Origin of the sequence: Burkholderia ambifaria AMMD, from assembly GCF_000203915.1 — a bacterium.
In the GTDB taxonomy this organism is placed as follows: domain Bacteria; phylum Pseudomonadota; class Gammaproteobacteria; order Burkholderiales; family Burkholderiaceae; genus Burkholderia; species Burkholderia ambifaria.
In genome coordinates this window covers 1,704,376-1,731,186 of sequence record NC_008391.1, presented here as the reverse complement: position 1 = coordinate 1,731,186, position 26,811 = coordinate 1,704,376, and the positions used below count along the sequence as shown (strand labels likewise).

Below are 26,811 nucleotides of genomic sequence, written 5' to 3'. Positions count from 1 at the left end.
TGTCTGATGGCCTGACTATACATTGATGTTGGTCGTCATCAAAGTCTTGACACGTTAGATTATGACCGTCATCATTAAGACATTCTCACCACCCGAGCTGGAACGACATGTCAGAGAAAACGCTTTTCGAGCCGTACGCCCTCGGTGACCTGACGCTCACCAATCGCATCGTCATGGCACCGCTGACCCGCAACCGTGCCGGCGCCGGGCTGGTGCCCAGCGAGCTTGCCGCGACCTACTACGCGCAGCGCGCGTCGGCCGGCCTGATCATCACCGAGGCCACTCAGGTTTCGGCCCAGGCCCAGGGCTATCAGGACACGCCCGGCCTGTACACACCCGAGCAGATTGCTGGCTGGCGGAGGGTCACGGACGCCGTCCATGCCAAGGGTGGACGCATCTTCGTGCAGCTCTGGCATGTGGGCCGCGTCTCGCACACCGACCTGCAACCTGGCGGCACGGCGCCGGTCGCGCCTTCCGCGATCCGCGCCGAGACGAAAACCTTCGTCAACAACGGATTTGCCGACGTGTCCGAGCCGCGCGCGCTGGAGCTCGCCGAGCTGCCGGGCATCGTGAACGACTTTCGACAGGCTGCGGCCAACGCGATTGCCGCAGGTTTCGACGGCGTGGAAATTCACGGCGCGAACGGATATCTGCTGGAGCAGTTCATCAAGGACGGAGCCAACCAGCGCACCGACGACTACGGCGGCTCGATCGAGAATCGTGCGCGGCTGCTGCTCGAAGTGGTCGCCGCAGTGGTCAAGGAAATCGGCGCAGAGCGCACCGGCGTGCGCATCTCGCCGGTTTCGCCGGCAAACGGCATTTCCTGCAGCGATCCGCAAGCGCAGTACGACTACATCGCCGAACAGCTCAACGCGCAGCGCATCGTCTATCTGCACGTGGTCGAAGGCGCGACGGGCGGCCCACGCGATGTCGCCGCGTTCGACTATGACGCGCTGCGCCGCCGTTTCAAGCAGACCTATCTGGCCAACAACGGCTACGACGTGGAATTCGCCACCACTCAACTCAATGAGGGCAGAGCCGACTTGTTCGCGTTCGGCCGTCCGTTCATCAGCAACCCGGACCTGGTCGAACGCCTGAAGCACGGCGCACCGCTGACGCAACTCAACCCGGCGACGCTCTATGGTGGCGGCGCGGCGGGCTACATCGATTACCCGACGATTTCCGGCTAAGGCTTCGTGCCCTTGACTGAGTCTCCGCCAGAAGAACCCTTGCAAAGGAAAGTACCCATGACCTCGCTTCCGACCGTCCTCATCACCGGCGCCTCCAGCGGCATCGGTGCCACCTACGCCGAGCGCTTCGCTCGGCGTGGCCATGACCTCGTCCTCGTCGCCCGCGACAAGGCGCGACTCGATGCCCTGGCAGCGCGCCTGCGTGAGGAAAGCGGTGTGGCCGTGGAAGTGCTGCAGGCCGACCTGACCCAGTCCGCCGATCTGTCCGCGCTCGAGGCTCGTCTGCGCGATGACGATCCAATAGGAATTCTGATCAACAATGCCGGCGTGGCTCAGTCGGGCGGCTTCCTGCAGCAAACCCCTGAAAGCATCGAACGCCTGATCACGCTCAACACGACGGCACTGACGAGGCTTGCAGCCGCCGTCGCGCCACGCTTCGTGCGGTCCGGTAACGGCTCGATCGTCAACATTGGCTCGGTGGTGGGTTTCGCGCCCGAGTTCGGCATGTCGATCTACGGCGCGACCAAGGCGTTCGTGCTGTTCCTGTCGCAGGGCCTGAATCTCGAGTTGTCACCCAAGGGTGTCTACGTGCAAGCCGTCCTGCCGGCGGCGACGCGCACGGAGATCTGGGAGCGCGCCGGGGTCGACGTGAACACGCTGCCCGAGGTGATGGAAGTGGGCGAGTTGGTTGATGCCGCACTGATCGGGTTCGACCGTCGCGAACTGGTCACGATCCCTCCGCTGCACGTAGCCGGGCGGTGGGACGCGCTGGATGGCGCTCGACAGGGACTGTTGTCGGACATTCGACAAGCACACGCGGCCGAGCGTTATCAGCTCCGCGCTTGACCATTCAATTGCACCAAACGGCGGAACGATGGATACCACGATGACCGACACCCATATCACTACGCCCACGCGCTTCGTGGATGTCAACGGTACTCGATTCGCCTACCGCCGCTGGGGTAACGCAGATTCTTCGCAGCCGCCGTTACTGTTCCTGCAGCACTTCCGCGGCGGGATGGACAACTGGGATCCACTGATGACGGATGGGCTTGCCCAAAGCCGCGAAGTCATTCTCTATAACGGTCGCGGCGTCGCTTCCTCCGGCGGACAACCACGAACTCGCATCGAGGACATGGCCGATGACGCAGCGGCCTTCGTTCGCGCACTCGGCTTGCAGCAAATCGACGTTCTGGGTTTTTCGCTGGGCGGGTTTCAGGCGCTCGACCTGACCTGGCGCCATCCCGAGCTCGTGCGCAAGCTGATGCTGCTGGGCACCGGGCCGCGCGGGGGGAATCCGGAAATGGAGCAGCGCGTGTTGACCACCGCGGTCAATCCGGTCCCGGTGTTCGAAGACTTTCTCTACCTGTTCTTCGGACGATCAGCAGAAGCAGAGCAGGCGGCAAGGGCGTTCTGGGAGCGGCGCCATATGCGAGCCGACCAGGATCCGCCATCCTCGCCGGAGGTCTCGATCGCACAGATCGAGGCCAACGTGCTGTATATGCCGAGGCTCTCGGAAGACGATCCTTTCGCGTATCTGCGCGGCATCCGGCAGCCTACGTTCATCCTCAATGGCGTGAACGACGTGATGGTCCCGACGATTAACTCCTTCTACATGGCGCGCAATCTGCCAAATGCGCAGTTGTTCATTTACCCGGATGCCGGCCACGCCGCGCAGTTTCAGTACCCGCAACGCTTCCTGGGTCACGCAGTTCAGTTCCTGAGCGAGTGACGCGACGCTCGTCATGGTTCGAACGCACTTTTCTCAGATCAAAAGGATGCCGAAATGCTCAAGTTCAAGTTCCTGTTGTGGGCATTCGCCCAGCTGCTGAGACGCAAGATCAGGCGCGACGCCAACGCCGCGCGCTACGTTGCGTCCAAGAACCTGGTATGCCAGATTCGTACGGTTTCGGGTGCCGGGCGCTACTTTGTGATCAAAGATGGCACCGTCCGATCGTTTGCGGGGCTGGCAGCGACGCCTCGATTCACGCTCACCTTTACGAGTGCCGCCAAAGGCTTCGAGATTCTGTCGGCCAAGGATGCCCAGGCGGCCTTCCTCAGGGGAGTGGGCAGTAAAGACCTGATCATCAGTGGCGACTTCCGGGAAGTGTTGTGGTTCCAGGGCCTGACGGCGTTCCTGCAGCCTCCGAAAATCGTCTTGCCTTACGACCGCACCGTCTTCTGAGTTGCCATGAAACCCGATTTGCTGAACCAGCCGCTGCGCCTGCCCAATGGCAGCGTGCTGCGCAACCGGCTCGCCAAGGCCGCCATGAGCGAGACCCTGGGCACCTACGATAATCGCCCGACACCGGACCTGGTGAAGTTGTACCGACGCTGGGCTGCGTCGGGGCTCGGACTGATCATGACGGGGAACGTGATGATCGACCGCCGCGCGTTGGGCGAGCCCGGGAATGTCGTGATTGAGGACGACGCAGACTTGCCCGTGCTGCGCCAGTGGGCGGAGGCTGCAACCGCGCAAGGGGCGTCGATCTGGGTGCAGCTCAACCATCCTGGAAAGCAATCGACCAAGGGTTTGAACGCCTTCAACCTGGCGCCCTCCGCGGTTCCTTTCCGCGAGGACATGGTGGCATTCTTCGAGACACCGCGCGAAGCGACCCCGTCCGAGATTCAAGACATCATCGAGCGCTTCGGGCGCAGCGCGGCCATTTGCAGGAAGGCCGGGTTCAGTGGCGTAGAGATCCATGGAGCCCATGGTTATCTGATCAGCCAATTTCTTTCTCCGCACCACAACCGCCGCAGCGACGAATGGGGCGGCAGTCCCGAGAAGCGGCGCCGCTTCGTCCTGGCCGTCTATGCGGAAATCCGCCGGCAGGTCGGCCCGGACTTCCCGGTGGGAATCAAGCTCAATTCGGCCGACTTCCAGCGCGGTGGTTTTACGGAAGAAGAATCGATCGAGACAATCCGCGCGCTGAGCGATGCGGGGATCGATCTGATCGAGATTTCCGGCGGTACCTATGAGGCGCCTGCCATGAGCGGGGCGATGCAAGAACCGAAGAAGGCATCCACCGCGGCGCGGGAAGCCTACTTCCTTGATTTTGCCCAGAAGGTGCGCGCGGCAGTCAACGTGCCGCTCATGGTGACCGGTGGTTTTCGGACCGCCGCCGGCATGAACGCGGCGCTGCACTCCAGCGCGCTGGATGTGGTGGGCCTGGCGCGGCTGCTCGCGATCGATCCCGATGCGCCCGCCGCCTTGCTTCAAGGGCGCGACAGCCCGCAGCAGGTGCAACCAATCAGTACCGGCCTCAAGGCTGTCGATCGCCTCGGAATCATGGAGGTGCTGTGGTACACGCGCCAGCTCAAGCGCATTGCGAGGGGGAGAGAACCGCGCCCCGACGAGGGCGGACTTGCAGCATTCTTGAAGTCTGCTTTCAGCAGCGGCTGGGGAACGTTTCGCACGCGGCGTCTGCGGGCGCGCATTTGAGCGCCGCGCGCAGTCGACGAAGAGTCGTTGTCCGAATCGATGCTTGAGGCCACACTTGAGCATCGGTTTTCGGCGCGGATTGAAGTCCCACCTTTTTTCCGGTCAGCATGATGCTCGACATATGAAAGCAGCACCCAGGAGTGAATGATGAAGAGCATCAACGCGGACACCCAGTCGATAACGTCGTATGCACGGGCACCGAACAAGTTCGTCAATGCGGCAGGAACCCGCTTCGCCTACCGCGAACTGGGTCCGCACGGCGGCATTCCTTTGGTTTTGCTGAACCATTGGGGCGCGGTGCTGGACAACTTCGATCCGCGCATCGTCGATGGCTTGGCGCAAAAACATCGCGTTATCGCCATCGACTATCGAGGAATCGGCTTATCCGGTGGCATCGCGCCCGTGACCGTGGACGAGATGGCGCGCGACACCATCGCGCTGATTCGCGCAATGGGTTTCGATCAAGTCGATCTGCTCGGCTTCTCGCTTGGCGGCTTCGTCGCGCAGGACGTGGCGCTCAAGGCGCCAGGCCTGGTGCGCAAGCTCATTCTCACTGGCACGGGCCCTGCCGGCGGTCACGGTATCGATCGTGTGGGTGCCGTGTCCACGCCACTCATGCTCAAAGGCCTGCTAACGCTGCGCGATTCGAAGGCGTATCTGTTCTTCACGTCCACAACCAACGGCCAGCAGGCGGCAAGCGCCTTCTTGAAACGGTTGAAGGAACGTAAGGCTGGCCGCGACAAGGGGCCGACACCTCGCGCCTTCCTTCGTCAACTCAAGGCGATCAAGGCGTGGGGCCAGCAGGCGCCCCAGGATATCGCCAGCCTGCCCATGCCTGTCCTGATCGCCAATGGGGATAACGACATCATGGTGCCCACCGCGCTCAGCCACGATATGGCCCGCCGCATACCGCAGGCGCAACTCGTCATTTATCAGGACGCCGGCCACGGCGGAATCTTCCAGCATTACGCCAACTTCGTACCCACGGCACTGGAATTTCTATCGCAATGAATACCTTGTAGACCAGAGGGTATGAAGTTTCTCGCGAATACAACGCAGCATCGGAGCAAGCGCAACATGAAAGCACTCACATTCAAACGCTATGGCAAATCACCCGAGATCGGGTTCGCCGAAGTGCCGCGCCCCACGCTCGAGCCCGACGAACTGCTGGTCGAGGTTCACGCCGCGGGGGTGAACCCGATCGACAACATGATTCCAACGGGCATGTTCAAACCCGTCGTGAAGTTCCAGTTGCCCGCGACCATGGGCAGCGATCTGGCCGGTATCGTGATCGATGTCGGCGGCCGCGTCACTCGCTTCAAGAAAGGCGACGCCATATTTGCAAGTCTGTTCGACCTTGGAAGAGGATCCATCGCCGAATTTGCCGTGGTACCGGAGAGCGCTGCAGCCCCGATACCGGTCAATCTGGACTTCGTGCAGGCCGCCTCGGTCCCCATGGTCGGGCTCACTTCATGGCAAGCACTGAAGGAGCGTGCCAATCTTCAGGCGGGTCAGAAGGTGTTCATTCCCGCGGGGTCCGGCGGTATTGGAACGTTTGCGATCCAGCTGGCCAAATATTTCGCCGCCAAGGTGGGAACCAATACCAGCACGGGCAATATCCCGTTGGTGACAAGCCTCGGCGCGGACGAAGTAATCGACTACAAGAAGCAAGCGTTCGAGAAAGTGCTGCACGACTACGATGTGGCGCTTGGCACGATCAGGGGTGACGCGGTTGAAAAATCGGTAGGAATCCTGAAGCCGGGCGGTAAGATCGTCTCTCTTATCGGGCCGCTGGACGCAGCGTTCGCCCGTGCTCGCGGGCTGAACTTCATTCTGCAGTTCGTATTCGGCCTGATGAGCCGCAAGATCATGCGGCTTGCGAAAAAGCGAGGCGTCACGTACTCGTTTCTCTTCGTACGCCCCGACGGAGCTCAACTCGCCGAGATCGGCAAACTGCTCGAATCCGAACGTATCCATCCTGTGATCGACAAGGTATTTCCGTTTGAACAAGCAAAGGATGCACTGGAATACCTGGCCCAAGGACGCGCCAAGGGCAAGGTCGTCGTCAGGATCAAGTGAAGGATTGCGAGGAACGCCGCCCGAGGCTTCGAACGGCGCATGTCTCGGCGTTCACTCGCGGCGGCGCGGTCGTGTGGCTGGCTCGGCGACACGGTCGACCCACCCCCGGTAAAACGCGCGGTACTTGAGCACGAGCTTGTCGTACTTGCTGTACGCGCCGCCGCCGTCCGGCTTCATCCCGTTCCAGATCTTGACGTCGTACCCCGCGGCCTGCTTGGTCTGCAGCCCGAACAGCACGAAGTCGGTCGCGCGGCGCAGGATCCCGCCCACCTTCTTGATCGAGATGAGCATGTGCATGACGTTCTTGCCGTCGCTCACCGGCGTCACGCACTGGAGCAGCTTGTATTTGACGTCGCCGTCCAGCGCGACCGTCATGACGCACCCGCCGGGGTAGCCGTCGAAGTGCAGGTTCATCTGCGACATGTCCATGCCGAGCGCGCGCGACAGCATGCCGAGGGGCCCGAAGTATCGGTTCACGGTGAAGTCGATCCCGGCGCCGAACCACGCGCCCGCCCGGGCCAGCGACTCGACCTCCGGCCACGGGCGCCAATCGTCGAAGAGCTTGAGCTCGAAGGCCGAGATCGGCAGCGCGTGCACGGGAGTTGCGTGCTGCGCGTCGTAGAAGTTTTCGACGATCCGCAACACCGCCGTCGTCGTCTCGAACGCGAAGTGCACGTGCATGAAGTCGCTGTTGTCGACGTCGGCCGCGGCAATTTCGGGCAGCGGGTGCAGCGGCTGCGGTGAGCCGTACCAGACCCACACGTAGCCGTATCGCTCGGCGGTGACCAGCGTCGGCTGGCGCGCCCCGCGCGGGACGGGCTCCAGCCGGCTCACCGTCTGGCTGTGGCCGGGGATGTGAACGCACTGGCCCTGCTCGTCGTAGCGCCAGTGGTGAAACGGGCACTGGATGCACCCGTCCTTGATCTGCCCGTCGGCCAGGTTCGCGCCGAGGTGCGCGCAGTGGCGGTCCATCACCACGGCCCGGCCCGTCGTGCCGCGCCACGCCACGCACGGACGGCCGAACAGCGTCAACTCCGTCGGCTTGTCCTTGAGGGCGTCCGAGCGCATCGCGACGTACCAGCTCGCGGCCACGAGCGTGGTCGCGTCGTACGCCGCTTGGGGTTGCGCCTTGACGCTCGCTTCATCGAATTGAATGTCGTCCATCGTTTTTGTGTCGTCGTTGGTCGATTACTTCAGCGCCAGGCCGATGCGGGTCGTGATGTACGCCCTGAGCAGCGCGAACATCGGGTTGTAGTCGAAGTACTTTTTCACCTCTGCCGGCGCGCTGGTTTGCGTCCAGTACATCAGCTTCATCGCCGGCAGCAGGCTGTACTTCGAGTTGTTGAGCTGCGGCTTTTCCCCCGTGATGCAGTACCCGAAGCCGAACATCGGCTTGGCGAACTCCCGTTCGTCGATGAGGGCGTGAATTCTCGCCGCGGCCTCCTCGGCCGGCTTGTCCCCGGCGCTCACGGCCTCGACCTCGGCCTTGGCGTCGTTGAACAACTGGTAGTACTCCTCCATGTCCGCGCACAGGTACCCGAGGTACGGCGGGTCGTTGTCGAGGTGATCGAGGTCGCCCTCGTCGCGCGACGCGCGGAACCTCGCGTGGGCTTGCACCAGCCGGAACTGCCCGAGGATCGTGCCGACCGCCCACAGCCTGTGGAACGCGTCCCACAGCCGGAAGTCCTTGAACGCCGTGTAGCAGCTGCTGACGAAGTCGTCGTTGTGGTCCAGCAGCTTTTGCTGCAGGCGCTCGATATACTCGAAGCGCTCGGGGGAGAAGTCGTCGTCGCGCAGCGCCTTGATGAGGCGCGCCGCGAGCGCATGGATGGTCACCGCGGTGTTCTCGAGCCCGCGGGAGAACAGCGGGTCGATGAACCCGTTCGCGTGCAGCATCAGGCAGTAGCGGTCGCCGACGCAGGCGCTCGACGAGAACTGCAGGCGGTCGGTCCTGACCCAGTCGCGCACCGGCACGGCGTCCCGGAACTGCGCGCCGATGCTCGGGAACCGCGCGAGGAACTCGTCGAATTCCTGCTGCGCGGAGATGTCCGTTTTCGGGTAGACGCGCGGGTCGAGCTGCAGGCCGACGCTCACCAGGTTGTTGGTCGAGCGCGGGTGGTTGTTGAACGGAATCACCCACAGCCAGCCGCCGTCGAACATGTGGTGCAGGGTTCCCTCGTGCCAGCGCCAGCGCTGCCCCTTGACCTTGAAGATGTCGTCGAACGGCTTGACCCCGAGCATGTGCGTGTAGAGGCTGCGCGAGTGCGTCTTGAAGCGGCACGGCTCTTCGCGGAGCCCGAACTTGGTCGCGAGCGGCGCGCGCGGCCCGCCGCAGTCGATCATGTAGCGGCCGGTGAACCGATCGCCCTGGGCAGTGGTCACCGCGACGCCGTCCTTGTCCGCGTGATATTCGGTCACGCTCGTCCTCTGGCGGACCGTGCAGCCGTATTTGATGGCGGCTTGCAACAGGTAGGCGTCGACGTCTTGCCGGTAATAATGGCTCTCCGGGCCCCACGGCAGCTCGGGAATCACGCACTGCGTGAACTCCTTCGGGTCGTGCTCCTGGCCGGGCTTGTGGAACACGAAGCCGAAGTTGCGCTTGATGCCCGTGCTCGACGCGACGTAACGCTGCGTCGAGTAGAACGACGTGATGTGGTCGAGCTCCGGGATGCCGTAGCGATCGGCGATGATGCGGTTCATCAGAGACGTCTCGGGGATCGACGATTCGCCGATCGTGAACCGCGGATGCGACGACTCTTCGATGATCAGCACTCGAAATTTTTGTTTGGCCAGGATGGCGCCCATCTGGGTGCCGGACATGCCCGAGCCGAGGATGATCACGTCGAAGTGGTTGCTATCGCGCCCGTTCGCGGGGCTCATCTGAGTCATGGGGGCAAACTCTCCTTGTGAGATGGAACACATGGCCGCGTGTGTCAGGATGCGTCGAGCGCGGCGCGGATGCGAGACCGCGCGGCGCGCGTGAGCGTGAGCAGATCGCCGAGCATGCTGGGCGCGTACCCGCCGCTGCCGATGCTGGGGCCGCTTCGCCCGACTTCGTACGCGCGCTCGGCCAATTTGACGTGAGGCGCCCGGAAGCGCAGCAGAACCTCGAAGACCCGGTCGAGGGCCGCCAGGCCGGCCCGCACGGGCTCGCTCCGCGTGCCGATCGCATGCGCCTCGCCGAGCGCGCGGTCGAGGAGCGCCGGCTCGCCGGCGAACCGCGCGTAGACCGCACGGAACGCGGGAAGCACGTAGGGCAGGTACGTCTCCTTGAATTCTCGATAGGCCTGGTGGTCCGATTGCGAGCCCCACAGCACGTGCTCCAGCACGAAGAGGGGCATTTCCACGGCACCGGGGCCGAGGTAGCTCTGGCCTCCGATTCGAATCGGTTCGTAGTAGGGCCGCAGCTCGTCGTAGAAGACCTGCAGCGAGATGAAGCGATACGCGTACACGATCGACTCGACCATTTTCTGCAGATAGGCTGCCAGCTCGTCGCAGCCCTGCGCGAACGCGGGCGAGCGCAGGGACACGTCGGACAGCTCGACGGTCACCGCGATGGCCGCCTCGAGCGCCGCCATCGAGATGCGCACGCTCTCGAGCAAGTGCGCTTCGTCGGGGAGCCCGGTGTAGCTGCGCTGCGCGTCGGCCGCCGCGGGGTTCCAGACCGTCACATGCAGGAGCGTCTCGCGCGGCGGCAGGTCGGTCGCGCGCGCCAGGTCGAGCAGCACCGGCTCGAGCCCGGGCACCGCGTCCGCGGGCTCGTGTCCGTGCCGCTTGAGCGACCCGAGGAAGAACCCGATGTCCCGCATCGCGGCGGCGGCTTCGACGAAGCCCCAGCCGGCGGGCACGCCGCGCGTCGGGAGAAACTCGCGCAGCAGGCCGACGATACCGGGCACGTCCTTTTTACGGTTCAGGCCCGGCAGCTGCAGAACGAGCGCGCGCGCGTGCAGCGGATCGCAGGCCGCCACCGCGGCGTGCGTGGCCGCGAATGCGCCAACCCGGTCCAGGGTGCGCTCCACTACAGGATTTCCTGCGCCGCGAGCGTCGACCCGCGCTGGCTGCGAGACACCCCCGCGTCGCCGTCACGCAGCGAGCGCAGGTAGTCGTAGTTCGTCGGCAGGCTCGTGCGCAGACGCTCGGCCTCGCGCCGGATGCTGGCGAACATCGCCTCGGCCTTCTCGATCGACTCCGGTCGGTGCTGCAACAGCGGCAGCGACCGGTCGGGCAGTAGCCCCAAGCCGGCAAAGATGCAGTAGTAGTTGCCGTTCAACCAGAAGTTCTTGAATTCGTAGTCGAAGGTTTCGTAGTACATCGAATCGTCGAACGACGTGGTGGTCAGCGGCAGCCCCGCCTTGTAGCGCTGAACCTTCTCCTTGATGGCGTCCGAGAGCCGCAGGTCGTGCCGGTTCGCGAGCCAGAACGGCGTGTCGTCGCGCGACGTGGTGAAGTAGTGCGCCTGCACGAAATCCCGGCAGTCGTCGAACATGTAGACGATCTCGGCGTTGAATGCGTCGCTCAACCGCGGGTCGAACGACGTGTCGGGGAAGTGCTTGACGAGCTGGTAAAGCGCCGCGTAGATGAAGTAGATGCCCGTCGATTCCAGCGGCTCGAGAAAGCACGACGACAGCCCGATCGACACGCAGTTGTTGACCCACGCGCGCCTGTTGCGCCCGACCCGGAACTTGATCTGGTTGAGCGGCTGATTGTCCGAGAGGCCCCACAGTTTGAGGAAGTCGGCGGTGGCCTGGTCGCGCGACGTGAACTTGCTCGAGAACACGTAGCCGCTGCCGAACCGGCCGAGCATCGGAATCTTCCAGGTCCACCCGGAGTTCATCGCGATCGCCGAGGTGTACGGCTCGATCCCGTCGCGCACGTCGTCGTGGGGCACGGCGCTGGCGACCGCGCTGTCGCACAGCAGGTGGTCGGACATGTCGATGAAGGGCTCCTTCAGGGCCTGATTGATCAGGAGCCCGCGCATGCCGGAGCAGTCGATGAACAGGTCCGCCTCCAGCGTGCGCCCCTCCTTGGTGGACAGGCTGGAGATGTAGCCGCGCTCGTCCAGGTGAACGTCCACGACCTCGTCGACCACGCGCTTCACCCCCCGTTCGACGGCCCAGCGCTTCAGGAAGTCGGCCACCAGATGCGCGTCGAAGTGCCACGCGTGGGACATCTGACGCGTGCCGTCGGCCAGGCAGGGTGCCAGCTTGCCGTCGAGCGCGCCGGGCTGCGGATAGCACGCGTACTCCATCGGCTGCTGGAAGCCCTGCTCGCGCTTGCGCAGCCAGTAGTGGGTAAGCGGCACGCCATCGCAGTTCGGCACGTTGCCGAACAGATGGTAGAAGTGATCGTCGCGCGAGGGGTCGGGCGACTTCCTCCAGTTCACGAACTTGATCGCGGCCTTGAACGCACCGTTCACCTGCGGCATCCACTCCCGCTCCGGTATCCCGAGGAAGTCGAAGAACACCTTCTGCAAACTCGGGATGGTTGCCTCGCCCACGCCGATGCGGGGGATCGCCGCGGACTCGATGAGCGTGATGTTCGCCTGCTGCTGGAGCGCCCGGACGAGGTACGAGGCGGTCATCCACCCCGCGGTGCCGCCGCCGACGATAACGATATTCTTGATCGGATTGCTCATGCCACCTTTCCCATAGGATTTAAAACCTCAATGGATAGTGACGCCTTGTCGAGTTGAACGCGCAACTCGTCCGGTAACGCGTCATAACGTGTCTGATTCATCGCGATAAATGACACCGGGAAGGCGTGGTGAAATCGCGGCAAGAGATGCCCCCTCCGCGCAAAATCCGGACATCATTGGCCGCAGTCCCAGACTTTCGTCTGAGGCTGTTCCGCTATCAATGAAAATAGAGAAGCACAATCGAATAATGCAAGGCGCCCATTGCAGCGGCGGCACACCGCGCAAGGGCTTGTCGAGGCTCGCCGGACCATGCGCGCAGCCGCACCGACGCACCTTAGCAGTGTTCGCGATGGCACGTCTCGCAAAATTTCATATCAATCTCGGTTAATCCAGAGAAATACTCAATATCGGCGGAGTATCCGATAACAAACGATTTAATTTTTTAAAAACGAGAAATTTACTTTTTCGTTGGGGGTGTGTGCGTCAACGAATTTATTGTATAAAAATGCGAAATGAACGACTTGATTGACGGGGGAATAATGGCGTCGCTATTTGCGAAACAAAGGTGCCAATTGGCCCTTACCCCAGAAATAGTCCGGGTTCTAAAGGTAGAAAGATTCGGAGAGCCCAGAACTGCCGACGCGTGGGCGCGCACCTGAGCGATTCAGTCATCGTCCGACCGTCATGCTGATCAATGTGGATGCGTCAGATGCTCGAGAGATGCTCTCGCAGGAAGTCGATGAACCGCTGGGTCTTCGCCGGCAAAAGACGGGTTTCGGTCAATGCATAGACGGGTACCGGGGTGGCCTCCCACTGTGGCAACACACGACGTAACCGCCCCTGGGCTACGTCATCGGTAACGATGCTCTCCGCCAATATGGCAATCCCCATGTCCAGGGCTGCCAGGCGTTGGATCATGCCGACGCTGTTGAGCAGAAACCGTCCTCCAACTGCGACGTCCACCGTTTCATCTCTGTTTTGCACGGTCCAGATATCGGACTTTGATCCGCGCAGCCGCAAACATTCATGCTGGACAAGCTCGTCGGGATGCTGAGGTTCGCCCAACATATCGAGATAGCGAGGTGAGGCGTAGAGATGTCGCGGCAATCGCGCAAGCTGGCGAGCGATCAAGTTGGAGTTGGCGGGCTCGCCCATCCGAATGGCGACATCAACCGGGTCGCTCACCAGATCTGCCAGGCGAGGGGATAAATCAAACTCGAAGCGTATGCCGGGATAGCGCCGGGCAAACTCGGCCACCAACGGAGCCAGGAAGATGTTGGCGAAGCCTTCGGGGAACGACGCGCGCAACAGCCCGCTGGGCTGGGCAAGCATTTCTCCGAGCTGCTCATGAACGAGCCTCGCCTCCTCGACGATGCGCTTGCTGCGTTCGTAGTACAGCAGCCCGGCTTCCGTCGGTTCGACCTTGCGCGTCGTGCGATGCAGCAGCCGCAAACCGATCGCCTTTTCCAAGGCACCTATACGGCGAGACAAGGTTGAATTGGGCATGCCCAACGCATCGGCCGCGCCCCGAAACCCTTTGGCCTTCACGACCTCCACGAACAGCGCCATGTCATCGAGATGGGTCATACCATTGCTCCAATATTGGAGCAATGAATTCTACTGGAGCCGGTTTATCCCGTAAACGAGCCGGTTCATGATGGGGCCTTGCGATTCAGCGGACCTGACCATGAGCCAATCAATTACCCCCGATGCGATTCGACCCCCGGCCGATGGCCGGCCAGGTGACTTGCTCGACGAGCGCGGTGTGACGGCGTCGGCGCAAGCAAAACCAGTAGTCGTCTCTCCGGTGATTTCCCGCCTGCGACCGATGAATCTGAGCAGCCACTTCCGCGCCTATTCGTTGCGCGCGGAGGGCGGCAACGGCGAGCCGATCGACCCGATTCTGGGCGTGGACCACGCGTGGATCAGCGCCCCTCAGTTTCCCGCCCATCCGCACGCCGGATTTTCTGCGGTGTCCTATCTGTTCCTCGATTCGGAAACCGGCATCGACAATCGTGATTCACTCGGCAATCACAATGTGATCCAGCCTGGTGGGCTGCACTGGACAGCCGCCGGGCGGGGCGTGGTGCACGAAGAGTTCCCCGTCGAGACAGGCAAGACGGTCCATACCCTGCAGATCTTCGTGAACCTTCCCGAGGCGCGGCAGAACGGCGCGCCGTTCGCGTTGAGCCTGGCGCCTTCCGACGTGCCGGTGATCCATGCGGCTGGCGCCAAGGTGCGGGTGCCTCTTGGAACATTCAGTAGTGCCAAGTCGCCATTGGAAACCCCGACCGAGCTGACCTTGCTCGATATCGCCCTGCACGATGGCGCTGAACTCTGCGTGCCTGTTCCCGCGGGACATGCTGCATTCGTGATGCCGATCTACGGCGACCTGGCGATCAACGGGCAGCTTTTCGAGCGCGAGCAATTCGCCGTGCCGGCGTTTCCTGCGCAGAAGACGGGACACGAACTCGTCCTTTCGGCGACACGAGGTAACGCAAAAGCCGTGCTCTTCAGCGGACCGCCGTTACGCCAGCCGGTGCATTGGCAAGGCCCGATGGCCATGGCTTCGAGTGCAGCGCTGGCATCCGCGATAGCCGCCTACCAGCGCGGTGAATTCGGCACGTTGGATTCCCCCATCGTGCCTGCAAACCACCTTTAATCCGCACGTCAATTTCTCCAGGAGAACATCGTGACTTTCCAACGACTCACCGGTGCGAGCGCAGCGTTGCTCCTCATCGACCACCAAGTCGGTACCATGGGCTGGGTGACTTCCACATCCTTCGATGAAATGAAGAGGAATGCCATCATTCTCGCCAAGGCTGCCAAGATCCTCAGCATCCCGACGGTGCTGACTTCCAGCATGGAAGAGGCGGCTCAAGGCCCGCTGCTGAGCGAGCTCGAAGCCATCCTTCCCGACGAATTCGCTGCTCGCATCAAGCGCGCGGGCATCGTCAATGCTATGGACGACGAAGCGTTCGCTGCTGCCGTCAAGGCGACCGGCCGTACGAAGTTCATCCTGGCAGGCGTCACCAACGACGTCTGTACGGTGTATCCGGCGCTGACCCTGGTTGGACAGGGCCACGAGGTGCAGGTGGTCGCCGACGCAGGTGGCTCGCCCAGCAAGATTGCCGACGACATTGCGTTGCGCCGCATGGAGCGTGCAGGCGTCACCTTGACGAGCACCAACCAGCTCATCGCCGAACTGGCCGGCAGTTGGAGCACGCCTGAAGGTGGCCAGCTGGTTCAGGCATTGAATATCGGCTAACGCATTCGCTTCGGCACCCGGAGTGCTCGATTCGGAACATATAGAGGAACGAAAAATGACACATATCTGGCAGCCTGTTGAACTGGGCGCAATCGAACTATCCAACCGCTTCGCGATGGCGCCCATGACGCGCAGTCGCGCCAAGCCGGACGGCACGCCGGGCGACCTGGCGGCCGAGTACTATGCCCAGCGCGCCAGCGTCGGTCTGTTGATCAGCGAAGGTACGCAGCCGTCGGATGATGGTCAGGGTTATCTGGCCACCCCCGGCATCTACACCGATGCGCATGTAGCGGGCTGGCGCGGCGTTGCTTCTGCCGTGCACGCCAAGGGTAGCCGTCTGTTCATTCAGTTGATGCACGTCGGGCGTGTTTCGCACCCTGACAACACCCCCCATCATCGCCAGCCGGTCGCGCCGTCGCGAATTGCCCCAGGCGCCCAGATGTTCACGCTGAATGGCATGGTCGACATCCCGGAGCCGCGTGCATTGAGCGTTGACGAGATCGCCGCGACCGTCAACGACTTCCGCATCGCCGCACGCCGCGCCGTCGAGGCCGGGGCCGATGGCGTCGAGATCCATGGTGCCAATGGCTATCTGATCCACCAGTTCATCGCACCGAGCGCGAACACCCGGACGGATGCCTACGGTGGCTCGATCGAGAACCGTGCCCGATTCGCGATCGAAGTCGCCAAGGCCATCGCCGAGGAAATCGGACCGGGTCGCACCGGCATTCGCCTGTCGCCGGGCGTTCCCATGAACGGCATTGACGAGGGCACCGAAGGTCCCGACCTGTACCGCTATCTGGTGCGCGAGCTGGACAAACTGGGGTTGGCCTATCTCCACCTTCTGCACGTGGGAAACGAGCCGCTCCTGGCCGATATCCGGGCGCTGTGGAGGACGGTGCTGATCGTCAACCGCCCCAGCCGGCCGCGCGAGCAGATCGGCTCGGACGTCAAGGCCGGTCTGGCGGACATCGAGGCCTATGGTCAGGCCATTCTGGCTAATCCGGACTTCCTGGAGCGCCTCAAGGCGAACGCGCCGCTGAACACGGGTGACCGTAATACCTTCTACGCTGGCGGCGCCGAAGGCTACATCGATTACCCGTCGATGCAAGGCGCGCAGATGTAATAGCCGCGCAGGCGGATTGCCGAATTGCTGGCCCATCCAGTTCTCCCAGCGTCCTGCTGGCAGAGCTGGATACGTCCAAGGGTGGGTCAGCTCAGGGTTCTTGACCAGGTCGATAGCTCTCATGGCCGCGTCGCGATACACCTTCGCCACGAACGTCCCCGTTCTTTCGACGGCTCGCGCGGCCGCCGCTTCCTCAAAGCAATGCAACACATCAAGCGGGCTGTCGCCGCGGACATCGGTGTCTTGCCGCGCGCATGAATGACCCCGTATTAACCCTGATTAAAAAAACTTATCGCGGTGAAAAATTCCGCATCTTATTGAGCCGATATCGGCTCGATATAGTGGCTCGCTTTCCCATCAGCAGGAGCCGCTCGATGACCACCGACGTCCGATTCACCGAAATCGAGGATCTGATGCCCGCCGCCGCCGGGCTGCGCGAGATCCGCCATCACATTCACCACCACCCGGAACTCGCGTACGAGGAGCACGAAACGGCCGCGCTCGTTGCCGACAAGCTCGAGCAATGGGGCTGGCAGGTGACGCGCGGGGTCGGGCAGACGGGGGTGGTCGGCACGCTGCGGGTCGGCGACGGCACGCGCCGCATCGGCATCCGCGCGGACATGGATGCGCTGCCGATCCTCGAGGCGACGGGCCTGCCGTATGCAAGCGGCACGCACGGCAAGATGCACGCGTGCGGCCACGACGGCCACACGACGATGCTGCTCGGCGCCGCGCAGCATCTCGCGAAGACGCGCAACTTCTCCGGCACCGTGCACCTGTATTTCCAGCCGGCCGAAGAGCACGGCGTCGACAGCGGCGCGAAGAAGATGATCGACGACGGCCTGTTCGAGCGTTTTCCGTGCGACGCGGTGTTCGGCATGCACAACCATCCGGGCGCGGCGCCCGGCGTGTTCCTCACGCGGCGCGGCCCGTTCATGTCGGCCGGCGACAAGGCGATCATCTCGATCGAGGGCGTCGGCGGCCACGCGGCGCGGCCGCACCTGACGGTCGACCCGGTGGTCGTCGCGGCGAGCATCGTGATGGCGCTGCAGACGATCGTCGCGCGCAACGTCGACCCGTCGCAGCCGGCGGTCGTCACGGTCGGCTCGATGCACGCCGGCACCGCGAACAACGTGATTCCGAACGGCGCGCGCCTCGAGCTCAGCGTGCGTTCGTTCAGCCCGGAAGTGCGCGCGCTGCTGAAGCGCCGCATCGTCGAGCTCGCCGAGTCGCAGGCCGCGAGCTACGGCGCGACCGCACTCGTCGAGTACATCGAAGGCTATCCGGTCGTCGTCAATACGGATGCCGAAACGAATTTTGCCGCGCAGGTCGCGCGCGAGCTGGTCGGCGACGCGCACGTCGTCGAGCAGGCCGACCTGCTGATGGGCAGCGAGGATTTCGCGTTCATGCTGCAGCAGCGGCCCGGCTCGTTCGTGCGGCTCGGCAATGGCGAAGGGGAAGACGGCTGCATGGTGCACAACCCGAAGTACGACTTCAACGATCGCAATCTGCCGATCGGCGCGGCGTTCTGGACGCGCCTCGTGGAGCGTTACCTCGGGCAGTAATCCCGGCGGCGGCGGGCGACGACCGGCCGGCGCTTCCGGCCGCATTGAGAGGAGAGACGAACGATGCAGAAAGACCATCTCGCGCTGCACCCCGCGTCGACGGGCGCCGCCGGAACCGATACGCGCGGCGCACCGGCCGTCACGAAGCGCGGCGCGATCGCGGCGGCCGTGATCGGCAACTGGCTGGAGTTCTTCGATTTCACCGTGTACGGCTTTTTCGCAGTACTGATCGGCAAGCTGTTCTTCCCGTCGAGCGACCCGACCACGTCGCTGCTGCTGTCGGTCGCGACGTTTGCCGCCGGCTTCTTCACGCGGCCGCTCGGCAGCGTCGTGCTCGGCGTCTATGCGGACCGCCGCGGCCGCAAGGCCGCGCTGAACCTGACGATCATGCTGATGGCGCTCGGCACCGGCCTGATCGCGATCGCGCCGACCTACGCACAGGCCGGCGTGGCCGCGCCGCTGCTGGTCGTCTGCGCGCGGCTGATGCAGGGCTTCTCGCAGGGCGGCGAATTCGGCGCCGCGACATCCACGCTGATCGAGCAGGGCGGCACGTCGCACCGTGCGTTCCGCGCGAGCTGGCAGCTCGCGACGCAGGGCGGCGCCGCGCTGATGGGTTCGGGTTTCGCGGCGCTGCTGTCGAACACGCTGACGAAGGATGCGCTCGAGGGCTGGGGCTGGCGCCTGCCGTTCTTCGTGGGCGTGCTGATCGCACCAGTCGGCATGTACCTGCGCCGCCGGCTCGCGGACGATGCGCCCGGCGACAGCCACCACGGCATCGAACGCGGCGTGCTGCTCGAGCTGTTCTCGCGGCACACGCGCACGGTGCTGCTGTTGATGCTGACGGTGATGGGCGGCACGGTGTCGACCTACATCCTGACCTTCTACATGCCGACCTACGCGATCCATACGCTCGGGCTGCCGATGAAGCTGTCGATGTTCGTCGGCGTCGCGTCGGGCTGCGTGATGCTGGTGACGTGTCCGCTGTTCGGCTGGCTGTCGGACCGTCTCGGCAGCCGGCGCATGCCGATCTTCGTCGGCCGCGGCGTGCTCGTCCTGCTGCTGTTCCCGGCGTTCTGGCTGATGAACCATCATCCGACGCTGTCGGTGATCCTGCCGCTGACTGCGCTGATGCTGCTGTTCTATTCGCTCGGGTCGGCATCCGAAATGGCGCTGATGTGCGAATCGCTGCCGCGCCATGTGCGCGCGACGGGGATCTCGATCGCGTATGCGCTCGCGGTGACGATTTTCGGCGGCACCGCGCAGCTGGTCGCGACCTGGCTCGTGAAGACGACCGGCAGCAAGCTCGCGCCGGCCGGCTATGTGGCCGCATGCGTGGTGCTGTCGCTGATCGCGGTCGCGATGCTGCGCGAGACCGCGCGCGAGTCGATGGACTGACGTGCCGCGCCGCTGGGGTGATCCGCGCCGGCCGACGGGCGAGGGGGGCGCGTTCGCCGGTCGGCGATCAGCGCGACGATTCGCGCGGGCGATCCGCTGGTCGACATCGTCGATCCGCTGACCGGCGCGATCACGACGGTATCGAGCAGCACCGACGGCGTGTTCTACATGCGGCGCGCGATCCGCTTCGTGACGGCCGGCGCGCCGCTCGGGCGCGTAACGGGGACGGTACCGGTGCGCAACGGGATGTTGCTGGGCGCGTGAGCGGCCGGGCGGCACGCTGACCGAAAAGCGCCGTGCAATTTCGTTCTAGTCAAATTGACCACGCTTTGCCGCGTCACTAAATTGGTGGGTGCGGGGTTCGCTCCGCCCTCCGTGAGAAGGACGTTGCAATAGAGTCAGAGAGTTGAGCGGGCGGCGCATGCCGCCCGTCTTTTTATGCGCGAATCGTCGTATCGCGACACGAAAATCGAGGCAGCCCACCGCGGCGCCCCGGCTGCGAGGGAAACGTCCCGCGCGCGCCAGGCCGATTTACCCGCGCCGTGCCACCAGCTCCGACACCGTCTGCGCGGCCTGCTGCAGCGGCCCGAGAAACTCCTTCACCATCTGCTTCGCGGTATGCCGCTGCGCGTTGCCGCTGATGTTCATCGCGGCGATCACCTGCCCGCGCCGGTTGCGGATCGGCGCGGAAATCGACATCAGGCCCACTTCCAGTTCCTGGTCGACCACGGCCCAGCCTTGCTGGCGCGCCTGCGCGATCGTCGCCTTCAGCTCGCCGATGTCGGTGATCGTGCGGGGCGTATGCGCGCGAATGCTGCTCTGCGCGAGCGTTTCGTCGAGCGCCGCGTCGTCGAGCGCGGACAGCAGCACGCGGCCCATCGACGTGCAGTACGCGGGCAGGCGGCTGCCGATCGACAGATTGATCGTCATGATCTTGCGGGTCGGCACGCGCAGCACGTAGACGATCTCGGTGCGGTCGAGCACGGCGGCCGAGCAGCTTTCGTGGATCTGCGCGGACAATTGCTCCATCACCGGATCGGCGAGATTCCAGAACGGCATCGACGTGAGATACGCGAAGCCGAGCTCGAGGATCTTCGGCGTGAGCCGGAACAGCCGGCCGTCCGCTTCGACGTAGCCGAGCGTCTGCAGCGTCAGCAGGATCCGGCGCGCGCCCGCGCGGGTCAGCCCGGTGGCCGAGGCGACCTCGGTGAGCGTCTGCTCCGGGCGCTGGGCGTCGAACGCGCGGATCACCGCGAGGCCGCGCGCGAACGACTGCACATAGGAGTCGCCGGGTTTCGTCTGGATGTCTTCGGTTGTCATGAACGGTCGGATTGTCGTGCAGCCGAGAAGATAGCGCATGGGGCCTGACACGCCAACCGCCCCGCCGACCGGGCGCTTGACAGGTTGTCCCCGCACTCCCTATGATGCGTTGAACGTTCGATACACGATCTTATGTTCGTATATAGAACATTTAAGCGCATCCCGGCGGGCAATGCAAGGGGCGCGTTTCATTCACTTCCCTGCTTTGCATGAGACCGGAGACACTGATGACCGAAGCTTTTCTGTGTGATGCGATTCGTACCCCGATCGGCCGTTACGGCGGCGCGCTGTCCGGCGTGCGCGCCGACGACCTCGGCGCGGTGCCGCTCAAGGCGCTCGTCGAGCGCAACCGCGACGTCGACTGGACGGCGATCGACGACGTGATCTACGGCTGCGCGAACCAGGCCGGCGAGGACAACCGCAACGTCGCGCGCATGTCCGCGCTGCTCGCGGGCCTGCCGGAGGGCGTGCCGGGTTCGACGATCAACCGCCTGTGCGGTTCCGGGATGGACGCGGTCGGCGTGGCCGCGCGCGCGATCAAGTCGGGCGAGGCCGCGCTGATGGTGGCCGGCGGCGTCGAAAGCATGACGCGCGCGCCGTTCGTGATGGGCAAGGCCGCCAGCGCATTCGCGCGCCAGGCCGACATCTACGACACGACAATCGGCTGGCGTTTCGTCAATCCGCTGATGAAACAGCTGCATGGCGTGGATTCGATGCCGGAGACAGGCGAGAACGTCGCGGTCGACTACAACATCAGCCGCGCCGATCAGGATCTGTTTGCGCTGCGCAGCCAGCAGAAGGCCGCGCGTGCGCAACAGGACGGCACGCTCGCCGAGGAAATCGTATCGGTCACGATTCCGCAGAAGAAGGGCGATCCGGTCGTCTTTTCGCGTGACGAGCATCCGCGCGAAACGTCGCTCGAAGCGCTCGCGAAGCTGAAGGGCGTCGTGCGTCCGGACGGCTCGGTCACGGCCGGCAACGCGTCAGGCGTCAACGACGGCGCCGCTGCGCTGCTGCTCGCGAACGAGGCCACCGCGAAGCGCTTCGGCCTGACGCCGCGCGCCCGCGTGCTCGGCATCGCGACGGCCGGCGTCGCGCCGCGCGTGATGGGCATCGGCCCCGCGCCGGCCACGCAGAAGCTGCTCGCGCGGCTCGGGATGACGATCGACCAGTTCGACGTGATCGAGCTGAACGAAGCGTTCGCGTCGCAGGGTCTCGCGGTGCTGCGCATGCTCGGCGTCGCCGACGACGACCCTCGCGTGAACCCGAACGGCGGCGCGATCGCGCTCGGCCATCCGCTCGGCGCGTCGGGCGCGCGTCTGGTCACGACCGCGATGTACCAGCTGCATCGCACCAACGGCCGCTTCGCGCTGTGCACGATGTGCATCGGCGTCGGCCAAGGCATCGCGATCGCGATCGAACGCGTGTGATGCGGTGAAGCGGTGAAGCGCGCGCGGCATGCGCGCCGCTTCATCGTGTTCCCTTTTCGGACGATGTGGCCGCGCGCGATCTTCGTGCCGGCCACATCGTCATTCAGCGGGCCGATGGTTGCGCGAGGCGCGCGGCGAGCGCGTCGATCTCGGTGTCCGCGAATACCTCCACGCCATGCTGGCGCAGCAGCGCCGCCGTCACGCCGTCAGCGGCAAGCCGCCGGCCCGCAAAACTCCCGTCGTAAATGAAACGGCTTCCGCACGACGGGCTCCCGTCCGCCAGGATCGCGAAGCGGCAATCGTGCGCGCGTGCCAGCGCGAGCGCCGCTTGCGCGCCGTCGACGAACTGCGCCGTCACGTCGGTACCGTGCACGTCGACGATGCGCGCGGCACCCGCCAGAACGCGTTGCCCCGATTCGCCGTTCGCGATTTCGGCGGGCGGACGCGGCACGCTCATGCCCCCTGCGAGTTCCGGACACACGGGCACCAAGCGTCCTTCACACTGCCACCGCGCAAGCGTTTCGTGCGCGGCGGTCTTCGCCGAGCCGTTGTATCGGACGGGGTGACCGAGCACGCACATGCTGACGAGGATCTTCGGCGTGGCCTGCGGCAGCGGCGGGTTCTGCAATGTCGTTCTCCGTGTGGGTGGTATCGGGCGAATGGAAATACGAGAATGCCGGTTGAATGGAGCCGATCAGGCTGAATCGTTTCGATACACGCAACGATTGCCTGAATTGGTGCGTCGCTTGACGTTATTCCCTAACGCAATCGGATTGCATCCCGCAAAGCGCCGGGCGCGTTTATCACGGGATTATTTGATCGAAATCATCCGGAAGGCCGAATTCGATATTTTACGCGCGTCCGGATTAAGGTTTTTCGGGAAATTGCCGACAGTTAGAGGAGACCGTCGTGAAGCGATAAACCGTTTTTCGGCTACTGAGCGTGATTTTCGCGCCGCGCGGATCCTGTGCCCGGATCCGCCTTTCGGAGCCCTGCATGCGCAATAACCAGCCTGTCACCCAGCAAGAATTCGAATTCCCCGACGACGTCACGCTGATGTCGACCACCGATGCCGACAGCATCATCACCTACGCGAACACGACGTTCGCGCACGTGAGCGGCTTCTCGACCGACGAACTCGTCGGCCAGCCGCACAACGTCGTGCGGCACCCGGACATGCCGAAGGAGGCGTTCGCCGACATGTGGGCGACGCTGAAGAACGGCGAACCGTGGACCGCGCTCGTGAAGAACCGCCGCAAGAACGGCGACCATTACTGGGTGCGCGCGAACGCGGTGCCCGTGATGCGCAACGGCGCGCCGCATGGCTATATGTCGGTGCGCACCCGCGCGCCGCGCGATGAGGTCGCGGCCGCCGACCCGCTGTATCGCGCGTTCAGCGAAGGCAAGGCGGGCCAGCGCCGCTTCCACAAGGGGCTGATCGTCCGGACCGGGCTGCTGCGCATCGCGTCGCTGCCGCAAACGATGTCGGTGCGCGCGCGCGTTCATGCGGCGCTGTGCGTGCTGGCGCCGGCCGTCGTCGGCGCGGGCTGGGCCTGCGGGCTGACTGGTGGCGGGCTCGCGGCGTTCGCGGCGGCGACGGCCGGCGTGTCGGTGGCGGCTGGGCTGTGGCTCGATGCGCAGATCGTGCGCCCGCTGAAGCAGCTGCACGACCAGGCGCTGAATGTCGCGACCGGCGAAAGCCGGCGTGGCGTGCGGATGAACCGCGTCGACGAGATCGGCATGACGCTGCGCACGATCAACCAGCTTGGGCTGATGTTCCGCTGGCTCGTCGATGACGTCAGCGAGCAGGTGCACAACGTGCAGCGCGCGAGCAACGAGATCGCGCAGGGCAACAACGACCTGAGCGCGCGCACCGAACAGGCCGCGTCGAGCGTGCAGCAGACGGCCGCATCGATGGCCGAGATGACGGCCACCGTCGACAGCAATGCGGAGACCGCGCTGCAGGCGAACCGCTTCGCGGTGTCCGCGAGCGACGCGGCCGAGCGTGGCGGGCAGGCGGTGAGCGAAGTCGTCGCGACGATGAACGACATCACGGCGAGTTCGCGCAAGATTGCCGACATCATCGGCGTGATCGACGGGATCGCGTTCCAGACCAACATCCTCGCGCTGAACGCGGCGGTCGAAGCGGCGCGCGCGGGCGATCAGGGGCGCGGTTTCGCGGTGGTCGCCGGCGAGGTGCGGGCGCTCGCGCAGCGCAGCGCGAACGCCGCGAAGGAAATCAAGACGCTGATCGGCGCGAGCGTCGACCGGGTCGAGTCGGGTGCCCGGCGGGTCGACGATGCGGGCAGGACGATGGAGGACATCGTCACGCAGGTGAAGCGCGTGTCGGACCTGATCGCGGAAATCAGCTCGTCGACGGCCGAGCAGAGCACCGGCGTCGCGCAGGTCGACCAGGCGGTCGTGCATCTGGACAACATCACGCAGCAGAACGCGGCGCTCGTCGAGCAAAGCGCGGCGGCGTCAGAAAGCCTCAAGCAGCAGGCGACACGGCTCGTCGATGCGGTGAACGTGTTTCGGTAATCGTCGGCGGCGAATCTCGGGTTTCCGATTCGACGAGATTCAAATGGGTATCGGATAAAAAATGGATTTTTTGATTCACGTATAAACAAAATGTTCGGCTGAATCAAGATGATGCAAATCTAATGCATATTTACCCGTGCCCGGCATAATGTTTTCGTCAGATTTGCCGAAAGCGCAGGAGTGTGACCGAACGCATGCGGGCCGACCGCGATGCGTACGGTCTCGATCCCATCCACAAGCGGACGCAAGATCCGCAACCCGGAACTCCATACCATGCGCAATAACCAGCCTGTCACGCAACGCGAATTCGAATTTCCCGACGACGCGACGCTGATGTCGACCACCGACGCGGACAGTTACATCAAGTACGCGAACGCCGCGTTCATCCAGGTCAGCGGATTTTCTCCCGAGGAGATCGAAGGTCAGCCGCACAACGTCGTGCGGCACCCGGACATGCCGAAAGAGGCGTTCGCCGACATGTGGGCGACGCTGAAAAACGGCGAACCGTGGACCGCACTCGTGAAGAACCGCCGCAAGAACGGCGATCACTACTGGGTGCGCTCGAATACGGTGCCGGTGATGCGCAACGGGCAGCCGACGGGCTACATGTCGGTGCGCACGAAGGCGTCGCGCGACGAGATCGCGGCGGCCGACGCGCTGTATCGCGCGTTCCGCGAAGGCAAGGCCGGCAACCGCCGTTTCCACAAGGGGCTGATCGTGCGGACCGGGCTGATGCGCGTCGCGTCGCTGTTCCAGACGATGTCGGTGCGGGCGCGGCTGCATTCGACGCTGTGCGTGCTCGCGCCGGCCGTCGTCGGCGCAGGCTGGGCCTGCGGGCTGACTGGCGGCGGGCTGGCCGTGTTTGCGGCGGCGACGGCCGGCGTATCGGTTGCGGCCGGGCTGTGGCTCGACGCGCAGATCGCGCGACCGCTGATGCAGTTGCGCGATCAGGCGTTGCGCGTCGCGACCGGCGAGAGCCGCACCGGTGTCGCGATGAACCGCGTCGACGAGATCGGCATGACGCTGCGCACGATCAACCAGCTCGGATTGATGTTCCGCTGGCTCGTCGACGACGTCAGCGAGCAGGTGCACAACGTGCAGCGCGCGAGCAACGAGATCGCGCAGGGCAACAACGACCTGAGCGCGCGTACCGAACAGGCGTCGACCAGCGTGCAGCAGACGGCCGCGTCGATGGCCGAGATGACGGCCACGGTGTCGAGCAATGCGGAGACGGCGCTGCAGGCGAACCAGTTGTCGGTGTCCGCGAGCGACGCGGCCGAGCGCGGCGGGCAGGCGGTGAGCGAAGTCGTCGCGACGATGAACGACATCACGGCGAGTTCGCGCAAGATTTCCGACATCATCGGCGTGATCGACGGGATCGCGTTCCAGACCAACATCCTCGCGCTGAACGCGGCGGTCGAAGCGGCGCGCGCGGGCGATCAGGGGCGCGGTTTCGCGGTGGTCGCCGGCGAGGTACGGGCGCTCGCGCAGCGCAGCGCGAACGCGGCGAAGGAAATCAAGACGTTGATCGGCGCGAGCGTCGACCGCGTCGAATCCGGCGCACGCATCGTTGACGGCGCCGGCAAGACGATGGAGGACATCGTCACGCAGGTGAAGCGCGTGTCGGACCTGATCGCGGAAATCAGCTCGTCGACGGCCGAGCAGAGCACCGGCGTCGCGCAGGTCGATCAGGCGGTCGTGCATCTGGACAACATCACGCAGCAGAACGCGGCGCTGGTCGAGCAAAGCACGGCGGCGTCGGAAAGCCTCAAGCAGCAGGCGACGCGGCTGGTGGATGCGGTGAACGTGTTTCGGTGAAA

The 26,811-nt window shown here is 64.3% G+C and carries 23 protein-coding genes; 16 read left to right on the top strand and 7 right to left on the bottom strand.

What is annotated here, in order from left to right; genetic code table 11:
- The first annotated feature begins 107 nt into the window (after positions 1-107).
- From BAMB_RS23710 to BAMB_RS23680, 7 genes are all read left to right on the top strand, one after another.
- A complete protein-coding gene (locus BAMB_RS23710) occupies positions 108-1,190 on the top strand; it encodes an alkene reductase (protein ID WP_011659691.1) in 1,083 nt (360 codons plus the stop codon).
- A 57-nt stretch (positions 1,191-1,247) separates the two neighbouring features.
- Positions 1,248-2,036: an SDR family NAD(P)-dependent oxidoreductase gene (locus tag BAMB_RS23705; RefSeq protein WP_011659690.1), complete on the top strand. Its 789-nt coding sequence runs from the start codon at positions 1,248-1,250 to the stop codon at positions 2,034-2,036.
- 40 nt (positions 2,037-2,076) lie between these two features.
- Positions 2,077-2,922: an alpha/beta fold hydrolase gene (locus BAMB_RS23700; RefSeq protein WP_041491693.1), complete on the top strand. Its 846-nt coding sequence runs from the start codon at positions 2,077-2,079 to the stop codon at positions 2,920-2,922.
- Between the two features lie 54 nt (positions 2,923-2,976).
- On the top strand, positions 2,977-3,375 hold the full coding sequence (locus tag BAMB_RS23695) for a hypothetical protein (protein WP_011659688.1): 399 nt from the start codon (positions 2,977-2,979) through the stop codon (positions 3,373-3,375).
- 6 nt (positions 3,376-3,381) lie between these two features.
- Entirely contained in the window at positions 3,382-4,632 is a 1,251-nt protein-coding gene (locus BAMB_RS23690; protein WP_011659687.1) for an NADH:flavin oxidoreductase/NADH oxidase family protein, read from the top strand.
- 147 nt (positions 4,633-4,779) lie between these two features.
- Positions 4,780-5,643 (top strand): alpha/beta fold hydrolase, encoded by an 864-nt coding sequence (locus BAMB_RS23685; protein ID WP_011659686.1) that lies wholly within the window; start codon positions 4,780-4,782, stop codon positions 5,641-5,643.
- 66 nt (positions 5,644-5,709) lie between these two features.
- Positions 5,710-6,711 carry an NADP-dependent oxidoreductase gene (locus BAMB_RS23680; protein ID WP_041491692.1) on the top strand — a complete coding sequence of 334 codons (1,002 nt, stop codon included), beginning with the start codon at positions 5,710-5,712 and terminating at the stop codon, positions 6,709-6,711.
- A 51-nt stretch (positions 6,712-6,762) separates the two neighbouring features.
- Here the strand turns inward: BAMB_RS23680 and BAMB_RS23675 are convergent, their stop codons facing one another.
- From BAMB_RS23675 to BAMB_RS23655, 5 genes are all read right to left on the bottom strand, one after another.
- Positions 6,763-7,875 (bottom strand): Rieske 2Fe-2S domain-containing protein, encoded by a 1,113-nt coding sequence (locus tag BAMB_RS23675; RefSeq protein ID WP_011659684.1) that lies wholly within the window; start codon positions 7,873-7,875, stop codon positions 6,763-6,765.
- A 24-nt stretch (positions 7,876-7,899) separates the two neighbouring features.
- Positions 7,900-9,600: an NAD(P)/FAD-dependent oxidoreductase gene (locus tag BAMB_RS23670; RefSeq protein WP_011659683.1), complete on the bottom strand. Its 1,701-nt coding sequence runs from the start codon at positions 9,598-9,600 to the stop codon at positions 7,900-7,902.
- Between the two features lie 44 nt (positions 9,601-9,644).
- Positions 9,645-10,730, bottom strand: coding sequence for a monodechloroaminopyrrolnitrin synthase PrnB family protein (locus tag BAMB_RS23665; protein ID WP_011659682.1), 1,086 nt, complete (start codon positions 10,728-10,730; stop codon positions 9,645-9,647).
- A complete protein-coding gene (locus BAMB_RS23660; RefSeq protein WP_011659681.1) occupies positions 10,730-12,346 on the bottom strand; it encodes a tryptophan halogenase family protein in 1,617 nt (538 codons plus the stop codon). The genes BAMB_RS23665 and BAMB_RS23660 overlap by 1 nt, the downstream gene beginning before the upstream one ends.
- 705 nt (positions 12,347-13,051) lie before the next feature.
- Positions 13,052-13,933 carry a LysR family transcriptional regulator gene (locus BAMB_RS23655; RefSeq protein ID WP_011659680.1) on the bottom strand — a complete coding sequence of 294 codons (882 nt, stop codon included), beginning with the start codon at positions 13,931-13,933 and terminating at the stop codon, positions 13,052-13,054.
- Between the two features lie 241 nt (positions 13,934-14,174).
- On the opposite strand from BAMB_RS23655, the gene BAMB_RS23650 reads away from it, so the two are divergent.
- The 5 genes from BAMB_RS23650 to BAMB_RS23630 all read left to right on the top strand — a co-directional run bounded on the left by BAMB_RS23650 (position 14,175) and on the right by BAMB_RS23630 (position 19,700).
- The gene (locus BAMB_RS23650; protein ID WP_041491541.1) at positions 14,175-15,008 is read left to right on the top strand and encodes a pirin family protein; all 834 of its coding nucleotides are present in this window, start codon (positions 14,175-14,177) and stop codon (positions 15,006-15,008) included.
- 30 nt (positions 15,009-15,038) lie between these two features.
- A complete protein-coding gene (locus BAMB_RS23645; protein ID WP_011659678.1) occupies positions 15,039-15,614 on the top strand; it encodes an isochorismatase family protein in 576 nt (191 codons plus the stop codon).
- A 55-nt stretch (positions 15,615-15,669) separates the two neighbouring features.
- Entirely contained in the window at positions 15,670-16,740 is a 1,071-nt protein-coding gene (locus BAMB_RS23640; protein WP_011659677.1) for an alkene reductase, read from the top strand.
- 374 nt (positions 16,741-17,114) lie between these two features.
- The gene (locus tag BAMB_RS23635; RefSeq protein WP_011659676.1) at positions 17,115-18,305 is read left to right on the top strand and encodes a M20 aminoacylase family protein; all 1,191 of its coding nucleotides are present in this window, start codon (positions 17,115-17,117) and stop codon (positions 18,303-18,305) included.
- 63 nt (positions 18,306-18,368) lie between these two features.
- Positions 18,369-19,700 (top strand): MFS transporter, encoded by a 1,332-nt coding sequence (locus BAMB_RS23630; protein WP_011659675.1) that lies wholly within the window; start codon positions 18,369-18,371, stop codon positions 19,698-19,700.
- 531 nt (positions 19,701-20,231) lie between these two features.
- Here BAMB_RS23630 and BAMB_RS23625 read toward each other — a convergent pair.
- Positions 20,232-21,020: an IclR family transcriptional regulator gene (locus BAMB_RS23625; RefSeq protein ID WP_041491540.1), complete on the bottom strand. Its 789-nt coding sequence runs from the start codon at positions 21,018-21,020 to the stop codon at positions 20,232-20,234.
- Between the two features lie 227 nt (positions 21,021-21,247).
- Here BAMB_RS23625 and pcaF point away from each other — a divergent pair, with 227 nt between their 5' ends.
- Positions 21,248-22,450, top strand: a complete 1,203-nt coding sequence (gene pcaF / locus BAMB_RS23620) for a 3-oxoadipyl-CoA thiolase (protein ID WP_041491539.1) — start codon at positions 21,248-21,250, stop codon at positions 22,448-22,450.
- 103 nt (positions 22,451-22,553) lie between these two features.
- Here pcaF and BAMB_RS23615 read toward each other — a convergent pair whose 3' ends face one another.
- Complete coding sequence (locus BAMB_RS23615) at positions 22,554-23,078, bottom strand: 2-thiouracil desulfurase family protein (protein ID WP_011659671.1); 525 nt, start codon at positions 23,076-23,078, stop codon at positions 22,554-22,556.
- Between BAMB_RS23615 and BAMB_RS35500 the strand changes: the two genes are divergently transcribed.
- The 3 genes from BAMB_RS35500 to BAMB_RS23605 all read left to right on the top strand — a co-directional run bounded on the left by BAMB_RS35500 (position 23,029) and on the right by BAMB_RS23605 (position 26,809).
- Positions 23,029-23,457: a hypothetical protein gene (locus BAMB_RS35500; protein WP_162487080.1), complete on the top strand. Its 429-nt coding sequence runs from the start codon at positions 23,029-23,031 to the stop codon at positions 23,455-23,457. The two genes, BAMB_RS23615 and BAMB_RS35500, sit on opposite strands and share 50 nt — an antisense overlap.
- Entirely contained in the window at positions 23,447-24,991 is a 1,545-nt protein-coding gene (locus BAMB_RS23610) for a methyl-accepting chemotaxis protein (protein WP_011659670.1), read from the top strand. Before BAMB_RS35500 ends, BAMB_RS23610 begins: the two co-directional genes overlap by 11 nt.
- Before the next feature lie 273 nt (positions 24,992-25,264).
- Positions 25,265-26,809, top strand: coding sequence for a methyl-accepting chemotaxis protein (locus tag BAMB_RS23605; RefSeq protein WP_041491538.1), 1,545 nt, complete (start codon positions 25,265-25,267; stop codon positions 26,807-26,809).
- The last annotated feature ends 2 nt before the right edge of the window (positions 26,810-26,811 follow it).